Annotated in this window: 24 protein-coding genes; 20 read left to right on the top strand and 4 right to left on the bottom strand. The window is 71.3% G+C overall.

The window, feature by feature from the left end:
* Window positions 1-120: 120 nt before the first annotated feature.
* The 9 genes from KBY47_RS08800 to KBY47_RS08765 all read left to right on the top strand — a co-directional run bounded on the left by KBY47_RS08800 (window position 121) and on the right by KBY47_RS08765 (window position 5,952).
* Entirely contained in the window at window positions 121-1,023 is a 903-nt protein-coding gene (locus KBY47_RS08800) for a S9 family peptidase (RefSeq protein ID WP_210920401.1), read from the top strand.
* A 37-nt stretch (window positions 1,024-1,060) separates the two neighbouring features.
* Window positions 1,061-1,315, top strand: a complete 255-nt coding sequence (locus KBY47_RS08795) for a MoaD/ThiS family protein (RefSeq protein WP_210920400.1) — start codon at window positions 1,061-1,063, stop codon at window positions 1,313-1,315.
* 8 nt (window positions 1,316-1,323) lie between these two features.
* Window positions 1,324-2,460 carry a hypothetical protein gene (locus KBY47_RS08790; RefSeq protein ID WP_210920399.1) on the top strand — a complete coding sequence of 379 codons (1,137 nt, stop codon included), beginning with the start codon at window positions 1,324-1,326 and terminating at the stop codon, window positions 2,458-2,460.
* 435 nt (window positions 2,461-2,895) lie between these two features.
* On the top strand, window positions 2,896-3,630 hold the full coding sequence (locus KBY47_RS08785) for a DUF2993 domain-containing protein (RefSeq protein WP_210920398.1): 735 nt from the start codon (window positions 2,896-2,898) through the stop codon (window positions 3,628-3,630).
* A gap of 195 nt (window positions 3,631-3,825) precedes the next feature.
* Window positions 3,826-3,906, top strand: coding sequence for a putative leader peptide (locus KBY47_RS37340; RefSeq protein ID WP_353963671.1), 81 nt, complete (start codon window positions 3,826-3,828; stop codon window positions 3,904-3,906).
* A 127-nt stretch (window positions 3,907-4,033) separates the two neighbouring features.
* Window positions 4,034-4,873, top strand: a complete 840-nt coding sequence (locus KBY47_RS08780; RefSeq protein ID WP_210920397.1) for a sulfurtransferase — start codon at window positions 4,034-4,036, stop codon at window positions 4,871-4,873.
* 33 nt (window positions 4,874-4,906) lie between these two features.
* The gene (locus KBY47_RS08775) at window positions 4,907-5,197 is read left to right on the top strand and encodes a DUF1416 domain-containing protein (RefSeq protein ID WP_210920396.1); all 291 of its coding nucleotides are present in this window, start codon (window positions 4,907-4,909) and stop codon (window positions 5,195-5,197) included.
* Between the two features lie 97 nt (window positions 5,198-5,294).
* Window positions 5,295-5,555, top strand: a complete 261-nt coding sequence (locus KBY47_RS08770; RefSeq protein ID WP_210920395.1) for a DUF3099 domain-containing protein — start codon at window positions 5,295-5,297, stop codon at window positions 5,553-5,555.
* 10 nt (window positions 5,556-5,565) lie between these two features.
* Window positions 5,566-5,952: a VOC family protein gene (locus tag KBY47_RS08765; protein WP_210920394.1), complete on the top strand. Its 387-nt coding sequence runs from the start codon at window positions 5,566-5,568 to the stop codon at window positions 5,950-5,952.
* A 9-nt stretch (window positions 5,953-5,961) separates the two neighbouring features.
* Here KBY47_RS08765 and KBY47_RS08760 read toward each other — a convergent pair whose 3' ends face one another.
* On the bottom strand, window positions 5,962-6,324 hold the full coding sequence (locus KBY47_RS08760) for a DsrE family protein (protein ID WP_210920393.1): 363 nt from the start codon (window positions 6,322-6,324) through the stop codon (window positions 5,962-5,964).
* Between the two features lie 144 nt (window positions 6,325-6,468).
* On the opposite strand from KBY47_RS08760, the gene KBY47_RS08755 reads away from it, so the two are divergent.
* The 6 genes from KBY47_RS08755 to KBY47_RS08730 all read left to right on the top strand — a co-directional run bounded on the left by KBY47_RS08755 (window position 6,469) and on the right by KBY47_RS08730 (window position 11,184).
* Window positions 6,469-7,233: a hypothetical protein gene (locus KBY47_RS08755; RefSeq protein WP_308405090.1), complete on the top strand. Its 765-nt coding sequence runs from the start codon at window positions 6,469-6,471 to the stop codon at window positions 7,231-7,233.
* Window positions 7,230-8,012: a hypothetical protein gene (locus KBY47_RS08750; RefSeq protein WP_247694392.1), complete on the top strand. Its 783-nt coding sequence runs from the start codon at window positions 7,230-7,232 to the stop codon at window positions 8,010-8,012. Before KBY47_RS08755 ends, KBY47_RS08750 begins: the two co-directional genes overlap by 4 nt.
* Entirely contained in the window at window positions 8,009-8,929 is a 921-nt protein-coding gene (locus KBY47_RS08745) for a hypothetical protein (protein ID WP_247694391.1), read from the top strand. The genes KBY47_RS08750 and KBY47_RS08745 overlap by 4 nt, the downstream gene beginning before the upstream one ends.
* Before the next feature lie 237 nt (window positions 8,930-9,166).
* Window positions 9,167-9,742 (top strand): FABP family protein, encoded by a 576-nt coding sequence (locus KBY47_RS08740; protein ID WP_210920391.1) that lies wholly within the window; start codon window positions 9,167-9,169, stop codon window positions 9,740-9,742.
* 16 nt (window positions 9,743-9,758) lie between these two features.
* On the top strand, window positions 9,759-10,208 hold the full coding sequence (locus tag KBY47_RS08735; RefSeq protein WP_210920390.1) for a Fur family transcriptional regulator: 450 nt from the start codon (window positions 9,759-9,761) through the stop codon (window positions 10,206-10,208).
* Window positions 10,209-10,218: 10 nt separating this feature from the next.
* On the top strand, window positions 10,219-11,184 hold the full coding sequence (locus KBY47_RS08730; RefSeq protein WP_210920389.1) for a folate-binding protein YgfZ: 966 nt from the start codon (window positions 10,219-10,221) through the stop codon (window positions 11,182-11,184).
* A gap of 12 nt (window positions 11,185-11,196) precedes the next feature.
* Here the strand turns inward: KBY47_RS08730 and dtd are convergent, their stop codons facing one another.
* Complete coding sequence (gene dtd / locus KBY47_RS08725) at window positions 11,197-11,622, bottom strand: D-aminoacyl-tRNA deacylase (RefSeq protein ID WP_210920388.1); 426 nt, start codon at window positions 11,620-11,622, stop codon at window positions 11,197-11,199.
* Window positions 11,623-11,825: 203 nt separating this feature from the next.
* Between dtd and KBY47_RS08720 the strand changes: the two genes are divergently transcribed.
* Together KBY47_RS08720 and KBY47_RS08715 are read left to right on the top strand one after the other, a co-directional pair.
* Window positions 11,826-12,428: an aerial mycelium formation protein gene (locus KBY47_RS08720; RefSeq protein ID WP_210920387.1), complete on the top strand. Its 603-nt coding sequence runs from the start codon at window positions 11,826-11,828 to the stop codon at window positions 12,426-12,428.
* A 490-nt stretch (window positions 12,429-12,918) separates the two neighbouring features.
* The gene (locus KBY47_RS08715) at window positions 12,919-14,184 is read left to right on the top strand and encodes a GNAT family N-acetyltransferase (RefSeq protein ID WP_210920386.1); all 1,266 of its coding nucleotides are present in this window, start codon (window positions 12,919-12,921) and stop codon (window positions 14,182-14,184) included.
* A gap of 161 nt (window positions 14,185-14,345) precedes the next feature.
* On the opposite strand, the gene KBY47_RS08710 is transcribed toward KBY47_RS08715, so the two are convergent.
* On the bottom strand, window positions 14,346-14,528 hold the full coding sequence (locus tag KBY47_RS08710) for a hypothetical protein (RefSeq protein ID WP_210920385.1): 183 nt from the start codon (window positions 14,526-14,528) through the stop codon (window positions 14,346-14,348).
* 159 nt (window positions 14,529-14,687) lie between these two features.
* Between KBY47_RS08710 and KBY47_RS08705 the strand changes: the two genes are divergently transcribed.
* On the top strand, window positions 14,688-15,596 hold the full coding sequence (locus tag KBY47_RS08705; protein WP_210920384.1) for a FadR/GntR family transcriptional regulator: 909 nt from the start codon (window positions 14,688-14,690) through the stop codon (window positions 15,594-15,596).
* A gap of 13 nt (window positions 15,597-15,609) precedes the next feature.
* Here the strand turns inward: KBY47_RS08705 and KBY47_RS08700 are convergent, their stop codons facing one another.
* Window positions 15,610-15,798, bottom strand: coding sequence for a hypothetical protein (locus tag KBY47_RS08700; RefSeq protein ID WP_210920383.1), 189 nt, complete (start codon window positions 15,796-15,798; stop codon window positions 15,610-15,612).
* A 129-nt stretch (window positions 15,799-15,927) separates the two neighbouring features.
* Between KBY47_RS08700 and KBY47_RS08695 the strand changes: the two genes are divergently transcribed.
* The gene (locus KBY47_RS08695; RefSeq protein WP_210920382.1) at window positions 15,928-16,806 is read left to right on the top strand and encodes a winged helix-turn-helix domain-containing protein; all 879 of its coding nucleotides are present in this window, start codon (window positions 15,928-15,930) and stop codon (window positions 16,804-16,806) included.
* Window positions 16,807-16,835: 29 nt separating this feature from the next.
* On the top strand, window positions 16,836-17,546 hold the full coding sequence (locus KBY47_RS08690; protein ID WP_308405089.1) for an HAD-IA family hydrolase: 711 nt from the start codon (window positions 16,836-16,838) through the stop codon (window positions 17,544-17,546).

The raw sequence follows: 17,546 nt of genomic DNA, 5'->3' as shown, positions 1-17,546 counted from the left end.
CGCCATGCCCTCGACCACCCGTACACCCGCGGTTTCCCGCTTCGTATACAACGCTCCCGAAAGCACAAAAGGACCCGGGGGCTACGCTGCCCGAGTCCTCTGCCCAGCAGAATAGCCCACATGAGCAACGGTCCGGCAGGTCATGTGGCCCGATCCATCCGTTCATCCGCCGTTCGTCCACACTCCGAGACGGCGCGGGGGGACGGGTCCGGGCGATTGCGGACGTTTCTGTACACGGTCGACGGCGTGCGGATCGAGGCCGTATACGACCCGGGCGGGGTCGTATACGAAAGCCCGGTCGCCTGCGAAAGCTCCCCGTCGCTCTCCGTTCGGCCGGTGTTCGTCGTCGCCCACGGGTTCACCGGGGACGTCGACCGGCCACATGTCCGCCGGGTGGCGCGCGCCCTGCGCGAGCACGGCGCCGTCCTCACCTTCTCCTTCCGCGGGCACGGCGGGTCCGGCGGGCGGTCCACGGTCGGCGACCGCGAGGTGCTCGACCTGGCCGCCGCGGTCGCCTGGGCCCGTGAACTCGGGCACGCGCGCGTGGCGACCGTCGGCTTCTCCATGGGCGGCTCCGTCGTCCTGCGGCACGCGGCGCTGCACGCCGCCGACACCGACGCCGTGGTCTCCGTCAGCGCGCCCGCCCGCTGGTACTACCGGGGCACCGCGCCCATGCGGCGCCTGCACTGGCTCGTCACCCGGCCCGCGGGGCGCCTGGTCGGCCGCTACGGCTTCCGGACCCGCATCCACCACCGCGACTGGGACCCGGTGCCGCTCTCCCCGGTGGAGGCGGTGCCGCGCATCGCGCCGACCCCGCTGCTCATCGTGCACGGCGACCGGGACGGCTACTTCCCCCTCGACCACCCCCACATGCTCGCCGCCGCCGCCGGTGACCAGGGTGAACTCTGGCTGGAGCCGGGCATGGGGCACGCCGAGCACGCCGCCACCGACGAGCTGCTGAGCAGGATCGGGGAGTGGGCCGTCAGCCGGGCTGCGGAACGGACTGTCGGCGGGGCGGGCTAGCCTGACCGTGTCACTGCCTACTGACTCGAGGAACGAGATGGCAAAGGTCACGGTGCGCTACTGGGCCGCCGCGAAGGCCGCGGCCCACGTCGCCGAGGAGCCGTACGAAGCGGCCACGCTCGCCGAGGCGCTGGACGCCGTGCGCGAGCGGCACCCCGGTGAGCTGACGCGGGTGCTGAAGCGCTGCTCGTTCCTGATCGACGGTGACCCCGTGGGCATGCGCGAGCATGAGACCGTACGGCTGGCCGACGGTGGCACGGTCGAGGTGCTCCCGCCGTTCGCAGGAGGGTGACCGCACCGATGAGTGATCAGCATCAGCCGTACGGCGGTGATCAGCCGTATCAGCCGTTCGGCGGTGACCAGCAGTACCAGGGGGCGTACGACCCCCACTGGCAGCCGCAGCCGCAGCCGCAGCCGCCTCAGGCGCCGGTCTGGCCCGGGCAGCAGCAGGGGTACGGGCAGTACGAGGACCCGTACGCCGCCCAGCAGTACACCCAGCAGTGGCAGGGGCAGACCTGGGAGACGCAGATGCAGTCGCCGGTGCCGCCGGTCGCTGCGGCCGAGACGGCGTATCTGCCGCCGGTGAGCGATCAACCGGGCCCGGCCCCCGCCCCGGCTCCGGCTTCCGCCCCCTCGGGCAAGGACGGCTACGGCCCCGCCACCCTCGCGGGCAACGCCCGTGTCACCGACGCCCAGCGCGCCCGGCTCGAAGGGCGGTCGCCGATCATCGAGCCGGGCGGCCAGCCCGCCGCGCTCACCGCGCTGCTGGGGCTGCTGCTCTCCGGTACGGCGGCCATCGGGTCGTACGCCCTCCTCGTACCACTCGTCGTGCTCCAGGCGGTCACCGCCGCGGGCTGGTTCCGGCTGAACGGGATGTGGCCCGCCCGGCAGGGCATCGCGCTGGCCTTCCTGGGCGCGCTGACCGCGGACGCGGTGCTGCTCGGGGTCGGCCCGGAGCACGGGGCCGCCGCGATCCTCGGCACCCTGGGCGTCTGGGTGCTGCTCTCCCTGGTCCTCCAGCTGCGTTCGCACGCCGACCCGGACGAGCGGATGTACGGCCTGACGGCGACCGTCGTCTCGGCCGCGCTGTCGGTCCTCGCCGCCGGGTACCTCGCGGCCGAGGCGGACGCGGTGACGGTCGGCGCCGCCGCGGTGGGCGTCGCCCTCATCGCCCGTGCGCTGCCGCTGCCCACCCCGGCCTCGGTGGTCGTGGCGCTGCTCGCGGCGGCGGGCGCGGGTGTCGCGGTCGGCGGGATGACGGGCGTGGGCGCCGAGGGCGCGCTGGTGGGCGTGGGCGCGGCGGGCTGTGCGCTGATCGGGCACCGGGTGGCCAGCTACGACTATCCGTCCCGGTTCGTCCACTTCACGGCGGGCGTGGCCCTGCCGCTGACGGCGGCGGCACCGGTGGTGTGGGTGCTGGGGCGGGCGCTGGGCTGAGGCATCCGGTACCACCACCCGCTGCCCCGCCCGTCCGCCCCTCGCCGGGCACAGCGTCTGCCCCTCGCCCGGCACTCAGCCCTGGACCCAGCGCGGCGCCCGCCCGGCGCCCAGCGCGGCGCCCGCCCGGCGCCCAGCGCGGCGCCCGCCCGGCGCCCAGCGCGGCGCCCGCCCGGCGCCCAGCGCGGCGCCCGCCCTGGACCCAGCGCGGCGCCCAGCGCGGCGCCCGCCCGGCGTCCGCCTGGGGCCCGCCCGGCACTCAGCGCGGCGCCCGCCCCGGCACCCGGCCCGGGGCCCGCCCGGCCTCCGCCCTGCACTCAGCCCGGCGTCCGCCCGGCCGCCCCGCCTGTCACAGCTGGTCGACAATTCGCGGGCCGGTCGCCCCGGCGGGGTTACCGTGGCGTTCGTCCTTGAAGACCGCCCAGGTGGGGGAACATGCGCGCGCTGCGAATACTTCTGATCGTCGTCGTGGTCCTGGGCGGCCTGTTCGTGGGCGCCGACCGCCTCGCCGTGCACTTCGCCGAGGGGGAGGTCGCGGACAAGCTCCGCACCACGGAGAACCTGGCGACGACCCCCGAGGTCTCCATCAAGGGCTTCCCCTTCCTCACCCAGCTCGTCGGCGGTGAGCTGGAGGACGTCGAGATCGGCATCGAGAACTACGAGGCCAACGCGGGCGAGGGCGGCACCGTCCGGATCGACGACCTCCGGGCGAACATGAAGGGCGTCGAGTTCTCCGGCGACTACAGCTCCGCCACCGCGAACTCCGCCACCGGCACCGCGAGCATCGCCTACGACGAGCTGCTGAGGACCGCGAAGTCCGAGCCCGCCCAGGTCGCCCCCGGTGTCACCGCCGAGGTGGTCGGCCTCTCCGACGGCGGCGACGGCAAGATCAAGGTCGCGGTGGAGGCGACGGTGTTCGGCACCAAGCTGCCGCGGCCCGTCTCCGTGCTGAGCACGGTCACCGCCGAGGGCGACACCGTCCGGGTGAAGGCGGAGGCACTGCCGAGCATCGGCGGGGTGCAGGTCGGTGAGACGCAGATCCGCTCGATCACCGACTTCGAACAGCGGATCGACGGGCTGCCCGGCGGTATCCGGCTGGACGAGGTCCGGGCGGAGAGCGACGGGGTGCGGATCACGGTGCTGGGTTCCGACGTACGGCTGGCGGGGTAGACACGGCCTCGTGCCGCGGTTGTCCGAGGGGCGAGACGGTGACGTCCGTACCGTAGATGGGGCGACGGGCAGCGGGCTCCGGGGCGCGCTCGGGCGCTGACCGGACTCGCGATCCATCCCGGAGTGTGGACGATCGCGTCTCAGTATCCGACACGCCGGTGACATGTCCGCCCGACCGTCCCTACGATCGGGGCCATGAGACGACAGGCGGACCTCACCAAGCGGCGGGCAGTGGACCTGTGCCGCGTTGCCGCCATGCTCTGTCGCACCTTCTGACCGGAAGCCTCCGCTTCCGCGTTCCCCACCGCCCTGGAACCCAGGGCATCCGTGCGCCTCGCGCACCCCGCACCTCTATGACATCCGCATTCGCACGCCCCGCCGCACCTGCCCCGGAGGAGAGAGCATGAGCCGCAGCGACGTCCTGGTCGACGCCGACTGGCTTCAGGACAACCTGGACGACCCGAACATCGCCGTCGTCGAGGTGGACGAGGACACGTCCGCGTACGACAAGAACCACATCCGCAACGCGATCAAGATCGACTGGACGGACGACCTCCAGGACCCGGTCCGCCGCGACTTCATCGACCAGGAGGGCTTCGAGAAGCTCCTCTCCGCCAAGGGCATCGCCAACGACACCCTGGTGGTCCTCTACGGCGGCAACAACAACTGGTTCGCGTCGTACGCCTACTGGTACTTCAAGCTCTACGGCCACGAGAACGTCAAGCTCCTCGACGGCGGCCGCAAGAAGTGGGAGCTGGACGCCCGCGAGCTGGTCGAGGAGGTGCCCGAGCGCGCCGCCACCGAGTACAAGGCCAAGCCGCAGGACACGTCCATCCGTGCCTTCCGTGACGACGTCGTCGCCGCCATCGGCGCGCAGAACCTGGTCGACGTCCGCTCGCCCGACGAGTTCTCCGGCAAGCTGCTCGCCCCGGCCCACCTGCCGCAGGAGCAGTCGCAGCGCCCGGGTCACGTCCCGTCCGCCCGCAACATCCCGTGGTCGAAGAACGCCAACGACGACGGCACGTTCAAGTCCGACGAAGAGCTGAAGAAGCTCTACGAGGAGGAGAGCGTCGACCTCTCCAAGGACACCATCGCGTACTGCCGCATCGGCGAGCGCTCCGCCCTGACCTGGTTCGTGCTGCACGAGCTGCTGGGCGTGGAGAACGTCAAGAACTACGACGGCTCCTGGACCGAGTACGGCTCCCTCGTCGGCGTGCCGATCGAGCTGGGCGCCGGCAAGTAACCGACCGACCTTCTACGTCCCTAGGAGAGACCCATGTGCGGAGCGAAGGCCGGTGGCCCCGACGCCTCGACGATCAAGCCCGGTGAGACCACGATCCAGGGCCAGGTGACCCGCGACGGCGAGCCCGTGACCGGCTACGTCCGGCTGCTGGACTCGACCGGTGAGTTCACGGCGGAGGTGCCCACCTCCGCGACCGGCCAGTTCCGGTTCTACGCGGCCGAGGGCACGTGGACCGTGCGCGCCCTGGTGCCCGGCGGCACCGCCGACCGCAAGGTCGTCGTCGCCGAGAAGGGCGCCCTCACGGAGGTCGCGATCGCGGTCTGACGGCCGGTATCGACGCTGAGGGCCGCACGCCTCGGGGCTGACCCGGGTGTGCGGCCCTTCGGCGTGCCGATCGGGTGCCCGGACCTACGCTGGAGACATGTACGCACGGCGTCGTCGTCGCTACTTCGCCATGATGGGCTGCTGCATCGGCCTCTTCGTCCTGGCCTGGGCCGTCGTACGCCTGTGGTCGATCCCGGCGGCGGTCGCGATGTGTCTGGTCGCCATGGTCATCCCGCCGCTCGCCGCGATGGTCGCCAACCGCCGCGGCCCCGAGGACCGCTGGTGGGACGCCCCGTCCGGGGACCCGCAGTCCGATGAGTGGTGGGACGAGCTGGACGGCAAGAAGCGCCCGAGGTAGGAAGGCGGGCATGCCTTCCGTGAAGCTGTCCACCGTCGTGCTGGACGCCCACGACGCCCGGGAACTGGCCGGGTTCTACGTCCGGCTGCTGGACTACGAGATCCGCGCCGAGGAACCCGACTGGGTGCTCGTCGGTCCCCGGCCCGGCACCGAGGGCCTCGCGCTGGCCTTCCAGACCGAGCCCGCGTACGTGCCGCCCGTCTGGCCGTCCCGGGAGCCCGGCGGGCAGCAGATGATGCTGCACCTCGACATCGAGGTCGACGACCTGGAGACGGAGACACGGCGGGCGGTCGCCGAGGGGGCGACGCTCGCCGGGTACCAGCCGCAGGACGACGTACGGGTGCTGCTCGACCCGGCGGGGCATCCGTTCTGCCTCTGGGTGCCGGGCGACGAGTGAGCCGGGCCCTCAGTAGACGAGGGCCTGCGTGTCGTCCGCCAGGGACTCCTGTACGAAGACCTGCGCACCGGCGATGCGTACGCCCTCGATGACGTCCTTCTCCGTGATCTCACGGCGGGCCGCGCACTGGGTGCACAGGGTGAGGCGGCCCCCGGCCAGGATGGAGTCGAGGAGGTCGGGGAGCGGGGCGGCGTGCGGGAGTTCGAACTCGGCGGCGCGGCCCGGCAGGGCGAACCAGGAGGACTCACCGGTCAGCCACAGCGACACCTCCACGCCGCTCGCCACCGCCACGGCGGCCACCGTGAACGCCTGCGAGCAGCGCTCGGGGGCGTCCGCCCCGGCCGTCACCTTGATCACGAGCTTCTTCGCCATGCCCGAATCGTAATCAACGCCCTTACAACCAGCGGCATCGGCTGTGGGTCTCCTGTGCAGCGCGCGTACGGAATGCGCGCTTCACGTTCTGTGGGGGACGTTGTGGAAGAAGTGGAAAAACCGGGAGAGGACCCGGAGAGACCGGTGGCTGAGGTGCCGGAGGGCTCCGTGGTGGCCGAGCCGACGCGACGGCGGCGGCGGGGGCGGCGGGGGCGGACCGCGCTGCTCGTCGCCACCGCCGCCGTGCTCGGGCTCGTCGCCGGTACCTGTGCCGGTTATCTGATGCAGGCCGACCGTGAGCCGACCAAGCTGCCGTCGCTGTCCCAGCCGGTGCTGCCACAGGCGACCGGTCCGGCGCCCGAGCCGCTGTCGGTCGTGCAGGACCGGCGCGTGCTGACCGACGGCGACCTGCGCGAGCTGCTGCTGGACATGCCGAGCGGGGCCCGGTGGGGCGGCTGGGCGGGCGACGAGGAGGGCTGGATGGACCTCGCCGAGTACGCGTCGACGTACGAGGAGCCCGACGGCGCCTTCGACTACACCGCCGACGCGCAGTTCCGCCGCGCGGCCGTCACCACCTGGGAGGAGGGAGACGTCCGCGTCGAGATCCGGCTCGTGCAGTTCCGGCAGGAGGAGGCGCTGGGGGCCCGCGACGACGTCGAGAACCTCCTCTACTGGGCCGACCAGGACGAGAACACCGACAGCTGGCCCATCCCCGGCACCGGCAACGACGTCGGGATCGCGTACTCCGACACCGAGCCCGTGACCGAGCCCGGTTATCTGCCGTACTACGAGGCCAGGGCGTTCGCCTGGCGCGGTGACATCGCCATGCAGCTCTGGGTCACGGACACCGAGCGGGTCCCCAAGAAGACGATCATGGACCTGGCCGAGCGGCAATTGGAGCGGCTGTGAGCAGCGAGACACCGGAGGTGGCCGACGCGGTCCCGACGCCTCGTCGGCGTGGGCGCCGTATCGCCGCCGTCGTCGCGGCCGTAGTGGTGGCCGGGGCGGTGGTGGCCGGCACCGGCTACACCGTCGTGACCGTCCGGGACGCCGACCGCGAGGCCGGGGCACCGGCGTGGGAGTTCCCCAAGCGCGAGAAGGGCGAGGCCACGGCGAAGACCACCGGACTCGCCGGGATGCTGGTCCCCTACGACGAGATCACCTGGACCCGGGGACCCGACATCGAGCACTTCGGGGCCGACGTCGCACTGGACGGCGAGGAAGCCCTGAAGCTCCGTACGGAGTCGCTGCGGGACCTGCCGCGGTCCGCGCGCCGGGAGCTGGCGAGGCAGTGGGAGAAACAGGAGATCCAGGGCTTGGCCATGCGCAGCTACCTGCGGACCCAGTGGGGCGCGATCACCCCGGACCACGCCATCACCGTGAGCATGGAACTCGCCCGGATGGACCGGCGTGCGGCCCGTGGCGGCGCCGCCGCGCTCAAGGAGTTCGTGGACGTCCTGGACGACTTCCGCGAGGGGCCCGAGATCAAGGGCCACAAGGACGCGCACTGCTACCTGCCGCCCAAGGACGCCGAGCAGGACCTGGACGTCATGTTCTGCGCGGCGGCGCGGGGGGACGTCCTCGTCACCGCCACCGCGTACAGCGTGAAGCCCCTGGACACGGACGCGGTGGCGGATCTGCTCCGGGAACAGCTCGACCGCGTGGACGGTCCGGGGGAGGCGGTATGAGCGAGCAGCAGGCCCAGGAGACCGAGCGGGTCGTGGTGCCCGAGCAGGTCGTCGTGCCGCCGATGCCGGAGGGACCTCCCGCCGTGGTGGCGGCGGAGCCCGTGCCCGTGCCCGTGCCCGTGCCCGTGCCGGTGCCGGTGCCGGTGCGCAAGGACCGGCGTGTGCTGCGGGCCGTCCTGCGGTGGACCGCCGCCGCGGTGGTGTTCGCCGCGGTCGGTACGGCGACGGCGTACGGCATCACCGCCGTGGAGCGTACGGACGTACCCGGTCTCGCCACCGAGTCGGACGGCCGGTGGGCCTATCCGCGGCTGACGAAGCCGCCGCTGCCGTCGGGCAGCCCGGCCCCCTTCGCCGACACCAACGCGGCGGCCAGCCACCACGCCGACCTGCGGAGACTCGTACTGCCCGCGCCCGAGGGCGCCGCGCCGGACGCGAAGCTGCGGGGGCGGGACGGCTGGCTGCGGAGCGAGGACTTCGTGGCGCTGTTCGAGGCCGACACCGACCGCGAGGACATCACCCACCTCCTGCGCGACTACGGCCTGCGGCACATCGCGGCCCGCGGCTGGACAATGGGCGACGGCACCCGCAGCCAGATCTACCTGCTGCGCTTCGATACGGCGGCCGTCGCCGACGAGGTCTTCGCGGAGGAACTGATCTCCTCCGGCCTGCCGCGCTTCGAGGTGCGGGGCGTCGACGACGGCTCGGTCCCCGACGGGCGGTTCGACGTGCCCGACGGTCTGTACGACCTGGAGGTCCGCGCCTTCGACGAGGTCAAGCCGCACGGCAGGGAGCAGGTCCGGCAGGCGTACATCAGCGCGGGGGACGTCCTCGCGGTGATCGTGCAGTCCCGCGAGGGCGGGGTCGCGGAGATCCCGTTCCAGCAGACGGTGGTGCTCCAGGGGCAGTTGCTGGGGTGATCGCCGGGAGGGCGTACCTCACAGGGAGGACCGGACCCCGGCCGCGTAAGCTGGGGGCCGGTCCTGTGTGTCTACCGCACCCCGCTCAATCGAGGAGCACCCGTGGAGTTCTTCTTCTCAGCACTGCTGGTCCTGGTCTGCGTCGGCGTCCTCGCCTTCGCGGGACTCGCCGTGAAGAAGCTGTACCAGGGCCAGCGCTGACGCCATCCATCGACGTACGAGACTTCTGAGCTGCTCATGATCGAGATCCCGTCCGACCTTCACAAGGACCTGGTCCCGCTTGCCTTCCTGCTGGGCAACTGGGCCGGTGCCGGGGTGCACGACTTCCCCGGCGCCGAGAAGTGCAACTTCGGGCAGGAGGTCACCTTCACCCACGACGGCCGGGACTTCCTCGAGTACCACTCGTACTCCTGGGTCCTCGACAAGGACGGCAACAAGGTCCGCCCGCTGGAGTCCGAGCACGGCTTCTGGCGCATCGACGGCAACCGCAAGGTCGAGGTGACGATGACCCGCGACGACGGTGTCATCGAGATCTGGTACGGCGAGATGGCCGACCAGAAGCCGCAGATCGACCTGGTGACGGACGCGGTGGCCCGGATCCCGGACGCCCGGCCCTACAGCGGCGGCAAGCGGCTCTACGGCTACGTCAAGGGCGACCTGATGTGGGTCGGCGAGAAGCAGACGCCCGAGGTGGAGCTGCGGCCCTACATGTCCGCCCAGCTCAAGAAGGTCGTCACCCCGGAGGACGTGGAGCGCTGGGCGAAGGCCCTCCCGGACGACATGCCGGACGACGGGATCGCCTTCTTCAAGTAGTCCTAGACTCTCCAGTGTGGTGAGCACCGACTGGAAGAGCGACCTCAGGCAGCGCGGCTACCGGCTGACGCCGCAGCGGCAACTCGTGCTCGAAGCCGTGGACACCCTGGAGCACGCGACCCCCGACGACATCCTCGGCGAAGTGCGGAAGACGGCGTCGGGGGTCAACATCTCCACCGTCTACCGGACCCTGGAGCTGCTGGAGGAGCTGGGACTGGTCAGCCACGCCCATCTGGGGCACGGGGCGCCCACGTACCACCTGGCCGACCGGCACCATCACATCCACCTGGTCTGCCGGGACTGCACCAACGTCATCGAGGCGGATGTGTCGGTGGCCGCGGAGTTCACCGCCAAGCTGCGGGAGACCTTCGGGTTCGAGACCGACATGAAGCACTTCGCGATCTTCGGGCGGTGTGCGGACTGCGGCGAGGGCGGCTCGCTGAAGAGTTCAACTACCGAGTCGTAGGCTTGCTGTCATGAAGAGCCCTCTGCTGAGCCTGCCCGGTGCCGTCCCCGCCGAGGGTGTGGACGAAGGCGTCGCCGCGCACTACGGCGATCTGTTCCGCGAACAGCGCGCCCTCGCCGACGGCACCGGATTCGTCGACCTCTCCCACCGCGGAGTGATCACGGTCTCCGGTGACGACCGGCTGACCTGGCTGCATCTGCTGCTTACCCAGCACGTCAGCGACCTGCCCGCCGGGCAGGCCACCGAAGCGCTGATCCTCTCCGCCAACGGTCACATCGAGCACGCGCTGTACCTGGTCGACGACGGTACGACCGTGTGGGCCCATGTCGAGCCGGGGACGCGCGAGGCGCTGATCGCGTACCTGGAGTCGATGAAGTTCTTCTACCGGGTGGAGGTCGCCGACCGCACCGACGACTTCGCCGTCGTGCACCTGCCCGCCGGGTCCATCGCGGAGGTGCCCGACGGGGTCGCGGTGCGCGAGACGTCCTACGGGCGCGACCTCTTCCTGCCGCGGGCCGATCTCGAGGCGTACGCGGCGAAGGCCGGGCCCGCGGCCGGGCTGCTGGCGTACGAGGCGCTGCGGGTGGAGCAGCAGCGGCCGCGGCTCGGGTTCGAGACCGATCACCGGACGATCCCGCATGAGCTGGGGTGGATCGGCAGCGCCGTACACCTCCAGAAGGGGTGCTACCGGGGGCAGGAGACCGTCGCCCGGGTGCAGAACCTCGGCAAGCCGCCGCGGCGGCTGGTCTTCCTGCACCTGGACGGCAGTGAGGTGCACCTGCCGCCGCACGGGGCCGAGCTGCGGCTCGCCGACGAGGGGCCGGAGGGGCGGAAGATCGGGTTCGTGACGACGTCCGTTCGCCATCATGAGCTGGGGCCGGTGGCGTTGGCGCTGGTCAAGCGGAATGTGCCGGTGGATGCGCGGTTGGTCGCGGATACGACGGCGGCGGCTCAGGAGGTCGTGGTCGAGCCGTAGGCGCCTCGGAGGTCAGACCTCGAGGAGGACCGTGAACGGGCCGTCGTTCGTGAGGCCGACCCGCATGCGGGCGCCGAAGCGGCCCGTCGCCACGGTGGCGCCCAGGGTGCGGAGCTGGGTGACGACCTCGTCGACGAGGGGTTCCGCGACGGGGCCGGGGGCGGCGGCGTTCCACGTGGGGCGGCGGCCCTTGCGGGCGTCTCCGTAGAGGGTGAACTGGCTGATGACCAGGAGCGGGGCGTCGATGTCGCTGCATGACCTCTCGTCGTGCAGCATGCGCAGGGTCCAGAGCTTGCGGGCCAGTTGGGCCGCCTTCTCCTTGGTGTCGTCGTGTGTCACGCCGACCAGGACGCAGAGGCCCTCGCCGGTGATCTCGCCGACGGTCTCGTTCTCCACGACGACGCTGGCGCCGTCCACTCGCTGAACCACCGCACGCATGGGGTCCATGATGCCCTGGGGCGGGAGTGGCGGACGGGGGGTGTCGGACCGGGGGTGGCGGGGGGTGGCGGGACCATGGCGGAAGGGCGGATTTTCGCTCCGTACCCCCCCATCTGGGGCCGATCGGGGGCACTCGGTCACATAGCGGCCAGTTGGGGTGGCACGATGCTGCCCACACGCCGGTCGAGGGGACGGTAGGGCACATGAGCACACCGAGTACGGGGCAGCCTCCTGCGGCTGTCTCGCTGACGCCTGCGGTTGACGGGCCGGTCACCCGGCCGCCGACGCAGCGCACCGACAGTCCGCGGCTGCCCGGGGAGCCGCGCGAGCACGACCTGACCGTGCTGAGCCTGCCCGAGCTGCGGACGCTGCGGCGGGACGCGCAGCGGGACGAGGCGGATCTGAGCTATGTGCGACGGTTGTTGCAGGGGCGGATCGACATCCTGCGGGCGGAGTTGGCGCGGCGGGGGCCGTATGCGGCGTCGTCCGTGGTGGACCGGCTGCCGGAGATCCTGACGGACGCGCCGGCCCGGTACCGGTCGTCGGCGCGGCATGTGACGCTGGGGACGCCGTACAGCGAGGAGTACCGGCGGTTGGCGGCGGAGATGCTGGGCGAGGTGGAGTTGTCGGCGCTGGACGCGCGTACGGATGCCGAGCTGACGAGTGCGATGGGGCGGCTCGTGCGGTACGAGCAGCAGGTCTCGCGTCGGCGTCAGCGGCTTCAGCGCACCGCTGACGGGTGCAGCGGGGAGATCGCGCGGCGGTACCGGGAGGGGGAGGCCCAGGTGGACGACTTGCTGATGTGACGCCGTGTGCCGCCTGCGGCCGGTGGTGGGTCGGGGCCGCGCCGGGGGGTGTCCGTCCTCGGAACCGCGCGGTCTGCCAACTTGATTGGCTCCGGGGCTTTCCGCGCGAACCACTACGGGCGGACACCCCCCGACACGTCCCCTTCCGTAGTACGGCGGCTGCGGGCGCGCGGTGGCTTACCGCCGTAACGCTGACCTGGCTACGGGCACCCTGGGCGACGCCCCACCTTGGCAGCGGGGCCGCCGTGTGCCGTGGCTGCGGGCGCCGGGCTGCCATGTGCCGTAACTGCGGGGCTGTCTCCGCGTCGCTTGCGGGCAGTCGCACTGCTGGGGCGATGCCGCCCTGGCAGCGGGGCTGCTCTCTGTCCCAGCTGCGGGCAGTCGTGCCGCTGGGGCGGCGCCGACCCTGGCGGCGGGGATCCATCTGCCGCAGCTGGCGGCAACGAAAAACGTCGCGACGGGCAGGCCGTCGTACGCCTAGCCTCGCCCCATGGACGACACCCCCGCCATCGACGTACGCCCGGTCACCGAGCGGGAGATCCCCGCCTGGATCCGCGCCCTGAAGACCGGCTTCCTGAAGCCGCCCACCGTCACGGACGAGGACGTCGCGGACCGCAGGACGTACCTCGACCCGTCCCGCACCCTCGCCGCGTTCGACGGTGACCGCTGCGTCGCGACGTTCCGTTCGTTCCCGCAGGAGCTGACGGCCGTCGGTGGCGCCCCGGTGCCGGCGGACGGCATCACGCAGGTGACGGTCTCGGCGACGCACCGCCGACGGGGGCTGCTCACCCGGATGATGCAGATGGACCTGGCGGCGGCGAAGGAGCGCGGCGACGTCGTGGCGACGCTGATCGCCGCGGAGTATCCGATCTACGGCCGGTACGGCTTCGGGCCCGCCACGTCCGTCGCGGAGTGGGCGGTGGACACCCGCCGGTCGGGCGTCGACCGGCGCCGGGCGGGGCAGCCGGAGGACGGCGGCCGGGTCGAGCTGGTGGACGCGGAGTACGTCCGCAAGGTCGGCCCCGGTCTGCACGACCGGCACCGGCGGCTCCAGCACGGCGTCCTCGATCGCGACGAGCGGTGGTGGCAGGTGGCGACGGGGGCGTTGCGCCCTCCGGGGCAGAAGGATTGGGCCGAGCCCTTCTACGCCGTGTACCGGGCGCCTGACGGTGAGGTGGAGGGGCTGGTCGCGTACCGGGCCGACGACAAGTGGTCCGATGCCAAGCAGCCCGACAACACGGCGACGGTGGAATGGCTGACGGCTGTCGGTCCGGCCGCCGAGCGGGCTCTGTGGACCTATTTGTGTTCCATCGACTGGGTGACCACCGTGAAGAGCGGGTGGCGGGCGCCGGACGATCTGCTGCCGCTGCTGCTGCCCGATCCGCGTGCCGCCCGGCTGACCCTGCACACGGACTGGCTGTGGGTGCGGATCCTGGATGTCGTACGGGCCCTGGAGTCGCGGAGTTATCCGGGGGCGTCGGGGGCGCTGGTGCTGGAGGTCGTGGACCCGGGTGGGTTCGCGGGTGGGCGGTACCGGCTGGAGGTGGACGGGGAGGCGGTGAGTTGTACGGCTACCCGTGCCGACGCCGATCTGACGCTGGGGGTGGCTGAGCTGGCGTCGCTGTGGCTGGGCGAGGAGTCGGTGGTGCGGCTGGCCGCGCTGGGGCGGGTGCGGGAGGAACGAGCGGGCGCCGGCCTGGCGGCCGACGCCCTGCTGCGTACGTCCAGGCGTCCTTGGTGCCCGGACATGTTCTGACGGTTTCGTGGGCTCCCTTCTGGCTGGGGTCGGTGGGGTTCGGGTGTATCCGTAGCCTTGCTGTTCAGTTGTGGCTGTGCTCCCCGTGTTCGGTTGTCGGTGTTCAGTTGTGGCTGTGCTGGCCGACCAGGCTCCCGGCTCCCCTCCGGAAGGGAGCCCGGTCAGCCGGATTGGGCGAGCAGCATGACGAGGACGACCGCGCCGATGCCGCCGATCATGGTGTTTTTCGCCTTGATCCCGATGGCCACCGCGAGGAACGCGATGATGCCCATCGGGCCGAGCTTCCACTGGACGAACTGTTCGACGCCGATGGCCAGGGCGGCGACGATGGCGATGAGCGGCATGCGTCCCCCCTTCCGGGCCGACCCTGGCGGCCAACCCCCCGTGAAGTTTGACCATGTTGCTCAAGTTGGCGACCAACTTGATTTTAGTTATCTCCACTTGGGGTCGACTCATAACCACCTACCGATGAACTGCCTGAAGATGGCGGGAAGTTGTAGTGTTTGGTTGTGGAGCCGGGACACGACTCCGTCAATGGGCGGAAGAGGCCTCAGCCGTCACACCGGACACATCGCGAGGTGGCGGCCGAACTGCGCGCCCGCATCAGGTCCGGGGTGCTGCGGTCGGGCCAGCGCATGCCCACCCAGGCCCAGTTGGTGCAGGAGTTCGGGGTGGAGCGCGGGGTCGTCCGGCAGGCGCTGCGGATACTCCAGACGGAGGGGCTGCTGACCAATGTGTCGCGGGGCAGCCCGGCGACCGTCGCGCCGGGTCCGGCGGGCGTCACCGGGCCGGAGGCCCCGCCGCAGCCCACCACGGTGGCCCTGGGGCACCGGATCGCCGAGGCGTTCAACGCCTCGCACGTCGCGATCGACGCCCTGTGCCTGACCGCGATCTCGCTCACCCTCGCCCTCAGCGAACCGCTGCGGCGCATCCACGCCGGGGAGCTGAATCCGGCCAAGGTCGACGTACGGATCCTGCTGCCGTCGAGGGAGATCAACCTGGCCTTCCCGGTGCCGGTCGAGGGCGGCGGTGAGGACGACCCGGTCCACCAGAGGTGGCTGGCGATGCGCAACGCGCAGGGGCGGGTGCTCCGGCACAACCTGCTGGCGCTGCGCTCCTCGCGGGGCGTCGACGTGCAGGTCAGGTTTCGTGCGCTGCCGTTCACGCCGCCGGTGAAGCTGTACGTGCTCAACGGCTCCGAGGCCCTGTTCGCCTACTACACGCTGGGGCGTCGCGAGGAGCAGGTCGAGGACGAGCCGCTCCAGCTGTACGACGCCCTGGGCACCCAGTCGATGCTGTTCGCCTTCGAGCAGGGGGCGGGGCTGCGGGACACGACCTTCGTGGAACAGTCGTGCCTGTGGTTCGACGCGCTGTGGGAGACCATCAGTTCGGAGCTGGTGCTCACGAGCTGATGGCTCCCGGTTCTCACAGGGCGGGGCCCGTCACCAGCAGGGCCAGGACGACCGCGCCGATGGAGCTGACCGCGGGACTCTTGGCCTTGATGCCCATGGTGAGCAGCAGCAGGCCGACGATGCCGGTGGCTCCGTACTTCGTTTCGACGACCTGCTCGAAGCCGACGACGAAGATGGCGGAGAGGAGGGCGAGTGCAGGCACGATGGTTCCCCCTTCGCTTCACCAACTCGCAGAAGTTGGTGACCATCTTTGTTTAGGTTGTCCCCACTTGGTCGATAGTCATAAACAACTTCCGAACAACTCCCCGTAAGTGGGTGAGAGTTGTAGCGTTTGGTCGTGACCCAGGAGAACGTGGCAGTGAACGGCAGCAGAAGGCTCACGCCGCAGGAGATCGCCGACGTGCTGCGGGAACGCATCCGCGTCGGGGAGCTGAAGGCGGGAGACCGCCTGCCCACCCAGGCCGAGCTGGCCGACGAGTTCGGGGTGGAGCGCGGCACCGTACGCCAGGCGCTGCGGGTGCTCCAGGAGGACGGCCTGCTCACCAACGTCAGCAAGGGCAGCCCGCCGCGCATCGCCCCACGCGTCCCCGTCCAGGACGAGCCACAGCCGACGATGGTCGGGCTCTCGCCCCGGCTGACCGAGGCGTTCCGGGAGCGGCGGGTGCGGGTCGACGTCGTCTGCCACACCGCGGAGACGCTGATGCTGGCCCTCGGCGAGCCCGTACGCCAGATCCACGAGGGCCGTATCCATCCCGAGTCCATCGACGTACGGATCCTGCTGCCCTCCCGGGAGATCAACCTGGCGTTCCCGGTGCCGGTCGAGGGCGGCGGTGAGGACGACCCGGTCCACCAGAGGTGGCTGGCGATGCGCAACGCGCAGGGGCAGGTGCTCCAGCACAACCTGCTGGCGCTGCGCTCCACCCACCGTATGAACGTGCAGGTCAGGTTTCGGGCGCTGCCGTTCACCCCGCCGATCAAGCTGTACCTGCTCAACGGCGAGGAGGCGCTGCTCGGGTACTACATGCTCACCCGGCGCGAGGAGGAGTGGGAGAACCAGACTCTCGACATGTACGACGCGCTCGGCGCCGAGTCGCTGCTGTTCTCCTTCCACAAGCGGGCCGGGCACCGGGACGAGGCGTTCGTGGAGGAATCCCAGAAGTGGTTCGACGCCCTCTGGGAAACCATCACCACGGACCTGACACTCTCCTAGTGACTTCTGATACGACCCAGACCGCACACGTGTCAGCCTCGACCGAGCACCTCCGGCGACGGGTCGCCGGGGCGCGCGTCGTCCTGTGGGACTTCGACGGACCGATCTGCCGGCTGTTCGCCGGGCACCCGGCCGACCATGTCGCGCGGGCGATGGTGGACTGGCTGGCGCAGAACGGGCTCCGCGGGCTGTTGCGGGAGGAGGAGATCGACCCCAGCGACCCGCACGTCCTGCTGCGTGCCGTCGGCAGCCGGTCCCCGGAGAGCGACCTGATCGCGGAGCTGGAGGAACTGCTCACCAAGGAGGAGCTGCGGGCCACGGCCTCCGCGATGCCGACGGCGTACGCCGATCCGCTGATCCGGACCTGGGCGGCCGTCGGTGCCCGGTTGGCCGTCGTCACCAACAACTCCCCCCTCGCGGTCCGCCGTTACCTGGACAGCCGGGACCTCACCGGCTGCTTCGCCCCGCACATCTACGGCCGCACCCACCAGCTGCACCTCCTCAAGCCCGACCCGCACAGCCTCAACCGCGCCCTCAGGGCCATGGGTTCCAGACCCGAGGACGCCCTGATGATCGGCGACACCCCGACGGACTACGACGCCGCCGTACGGGCGGGGGTGCGGTTCGTGGGTTACGCGCGGTACCCGCAGAAGGAGAAGTGCCTGCGCCAGGCGGGCGCGGAGACGGTGGTGACCTCACTGGAGCCGCTGCTGGAGCTGGTGCGGGACTCGTCTGCCTGA

Origin of the sequence: Streptomyces sp. B93, from assembly GCF_018070565.1 — a bacterium.
GTDB lineage: Bacteria > Actinomycetota > Actinomycetes > Streptomycetales > Streptomycetaceae > Streptomyces.
This window is presented reverse-complemented; position numbering and strand designations above follow the sequence as displayed.

Excerpts from the sequence above, each read along its gene's own strand:
- KBY47_RS08715 (WP_210920386.1), top strand. The coding sequence starts at position 12,919 with ATGGACGACACCCCCGCCATCGACGTACGCCCGGTCACCGAGCGGGAG.
- KBY47_RS08760 (WP_210920393.1), bottom strand. The coding sequence starts at position 6,324 with ATGGCGAAGAAGCTCGTGATCAAGGTGACGGCCGGGGCGGACGCCCCC.
- KBY47_RS08775 (WP_210920396.1), top strand. The coding sequence starts at position 4,907 with ATGTGCGGAGCGAAGGCCGGTGGCCCCGACGCCTCGACGATCAAGCCC.
- KBY47_RS37340 (WP_353963671.1), top strand. The coding sequence starts at position 3,826 with ATGAGACGACAGGCGGACCTCACCAAGCGGCGGGCAGTGGACCTGTGC.
- dtd (WP_210920388.1), bottom strand. The coding sequence starts at position 11,622 with ATGCGTGCGGTGGTTCAGCGAGTGGACGGCGCCAGCGTCGTCGTGGAG.
- KBY47_RS08800 (WP_210920401.1), top strand. The coding sequence starts at position 121 with ATGAGCAACGGTCCGGCAGGTCATGTGGCCCGATCCATCCGTTCATCC.
- KBY47_RS08795 (WP_210920400.1), top strand. The coding sequence starts at position 1,061 with ATGGCAAAGGTCACGGTGCGCTACTGGGCCGCCGCGAAGGCCGCGGCC.
- KBY47_RS08730 (WP_210920389.1), top strand. The coding sequence starts at position 10,219 with ATGAAGAGCCCTCTGCTGAGCCTGCCCGGTGCCGTCCCCGCCGAGGGT.
- KBY47_RS08765 (WP_210920394.1), top strand. The coding sequence starts at position 5,566 with ATGCCTTCCGTGAAGCTGTCCACCGTCGTGCTGGACGCCCACGACGCC.
- KBY47_RS08740 (WP_210920391.1), top strand. The coding sequence starts at position 9,167 with ATGATCGAGATCCCGTCCGACCTTCACAAGGACCTGGTCCCGCTTGCC.
- KBY47_RS08745 (WP_247694391.1), top strand. The coding sequence starts at position 8,009 with ATGAGCGAGCAGCAGGCCCAGGAGACCGAGCGGGTCGTGGTGCCCGAG.
- KBY47_RS08720 (WP_210920387.1), top strand. The coding sequence starts at position 11,826 with ATGAGCACACCGAGTACGGGGCAGCCTCCTGCGGCTGTCTCGCTGACG.
- KBY47_RS08780 (WP_210920397.1), top strand. The coding sequence starts at position 4,034 with ATGAGCCGCAGCGACGTCCTGGTCGACGCCGACTGGCTTCAGGACAAC.
- KBY47_RS08785 (WP_210920398.1), top strand. The coding sequence starts at position 2,896 with ATGCGCGCGCTGCGAATACTTCTGATCGTCGTCGTGGTCCTGGGCGGC.
- KBY47_RS08770 (WP_210920395.1), top strand. The coding sequence starts at position 5,295 with ATGTACGCACGGCGTCGTCGTCGCTACTTCGCCATGATGGGCTGCTGC.
- KBY47_RS08710 (WP_210920385.1), bottom strand. The coding sequence starts at position 14,528 with ATGCCGCTCATCGCCATCGTCGCCGCCCTGGCCATCGGCGTCGAACAG.
- KBY47_RS08790 (WP_210920399.1), top strand. The coding sequence starts at position 1,324 with ATGAGTGATCAGCATCAGCCGTACGGCGGTGATCAGCCGTATCAGCCG.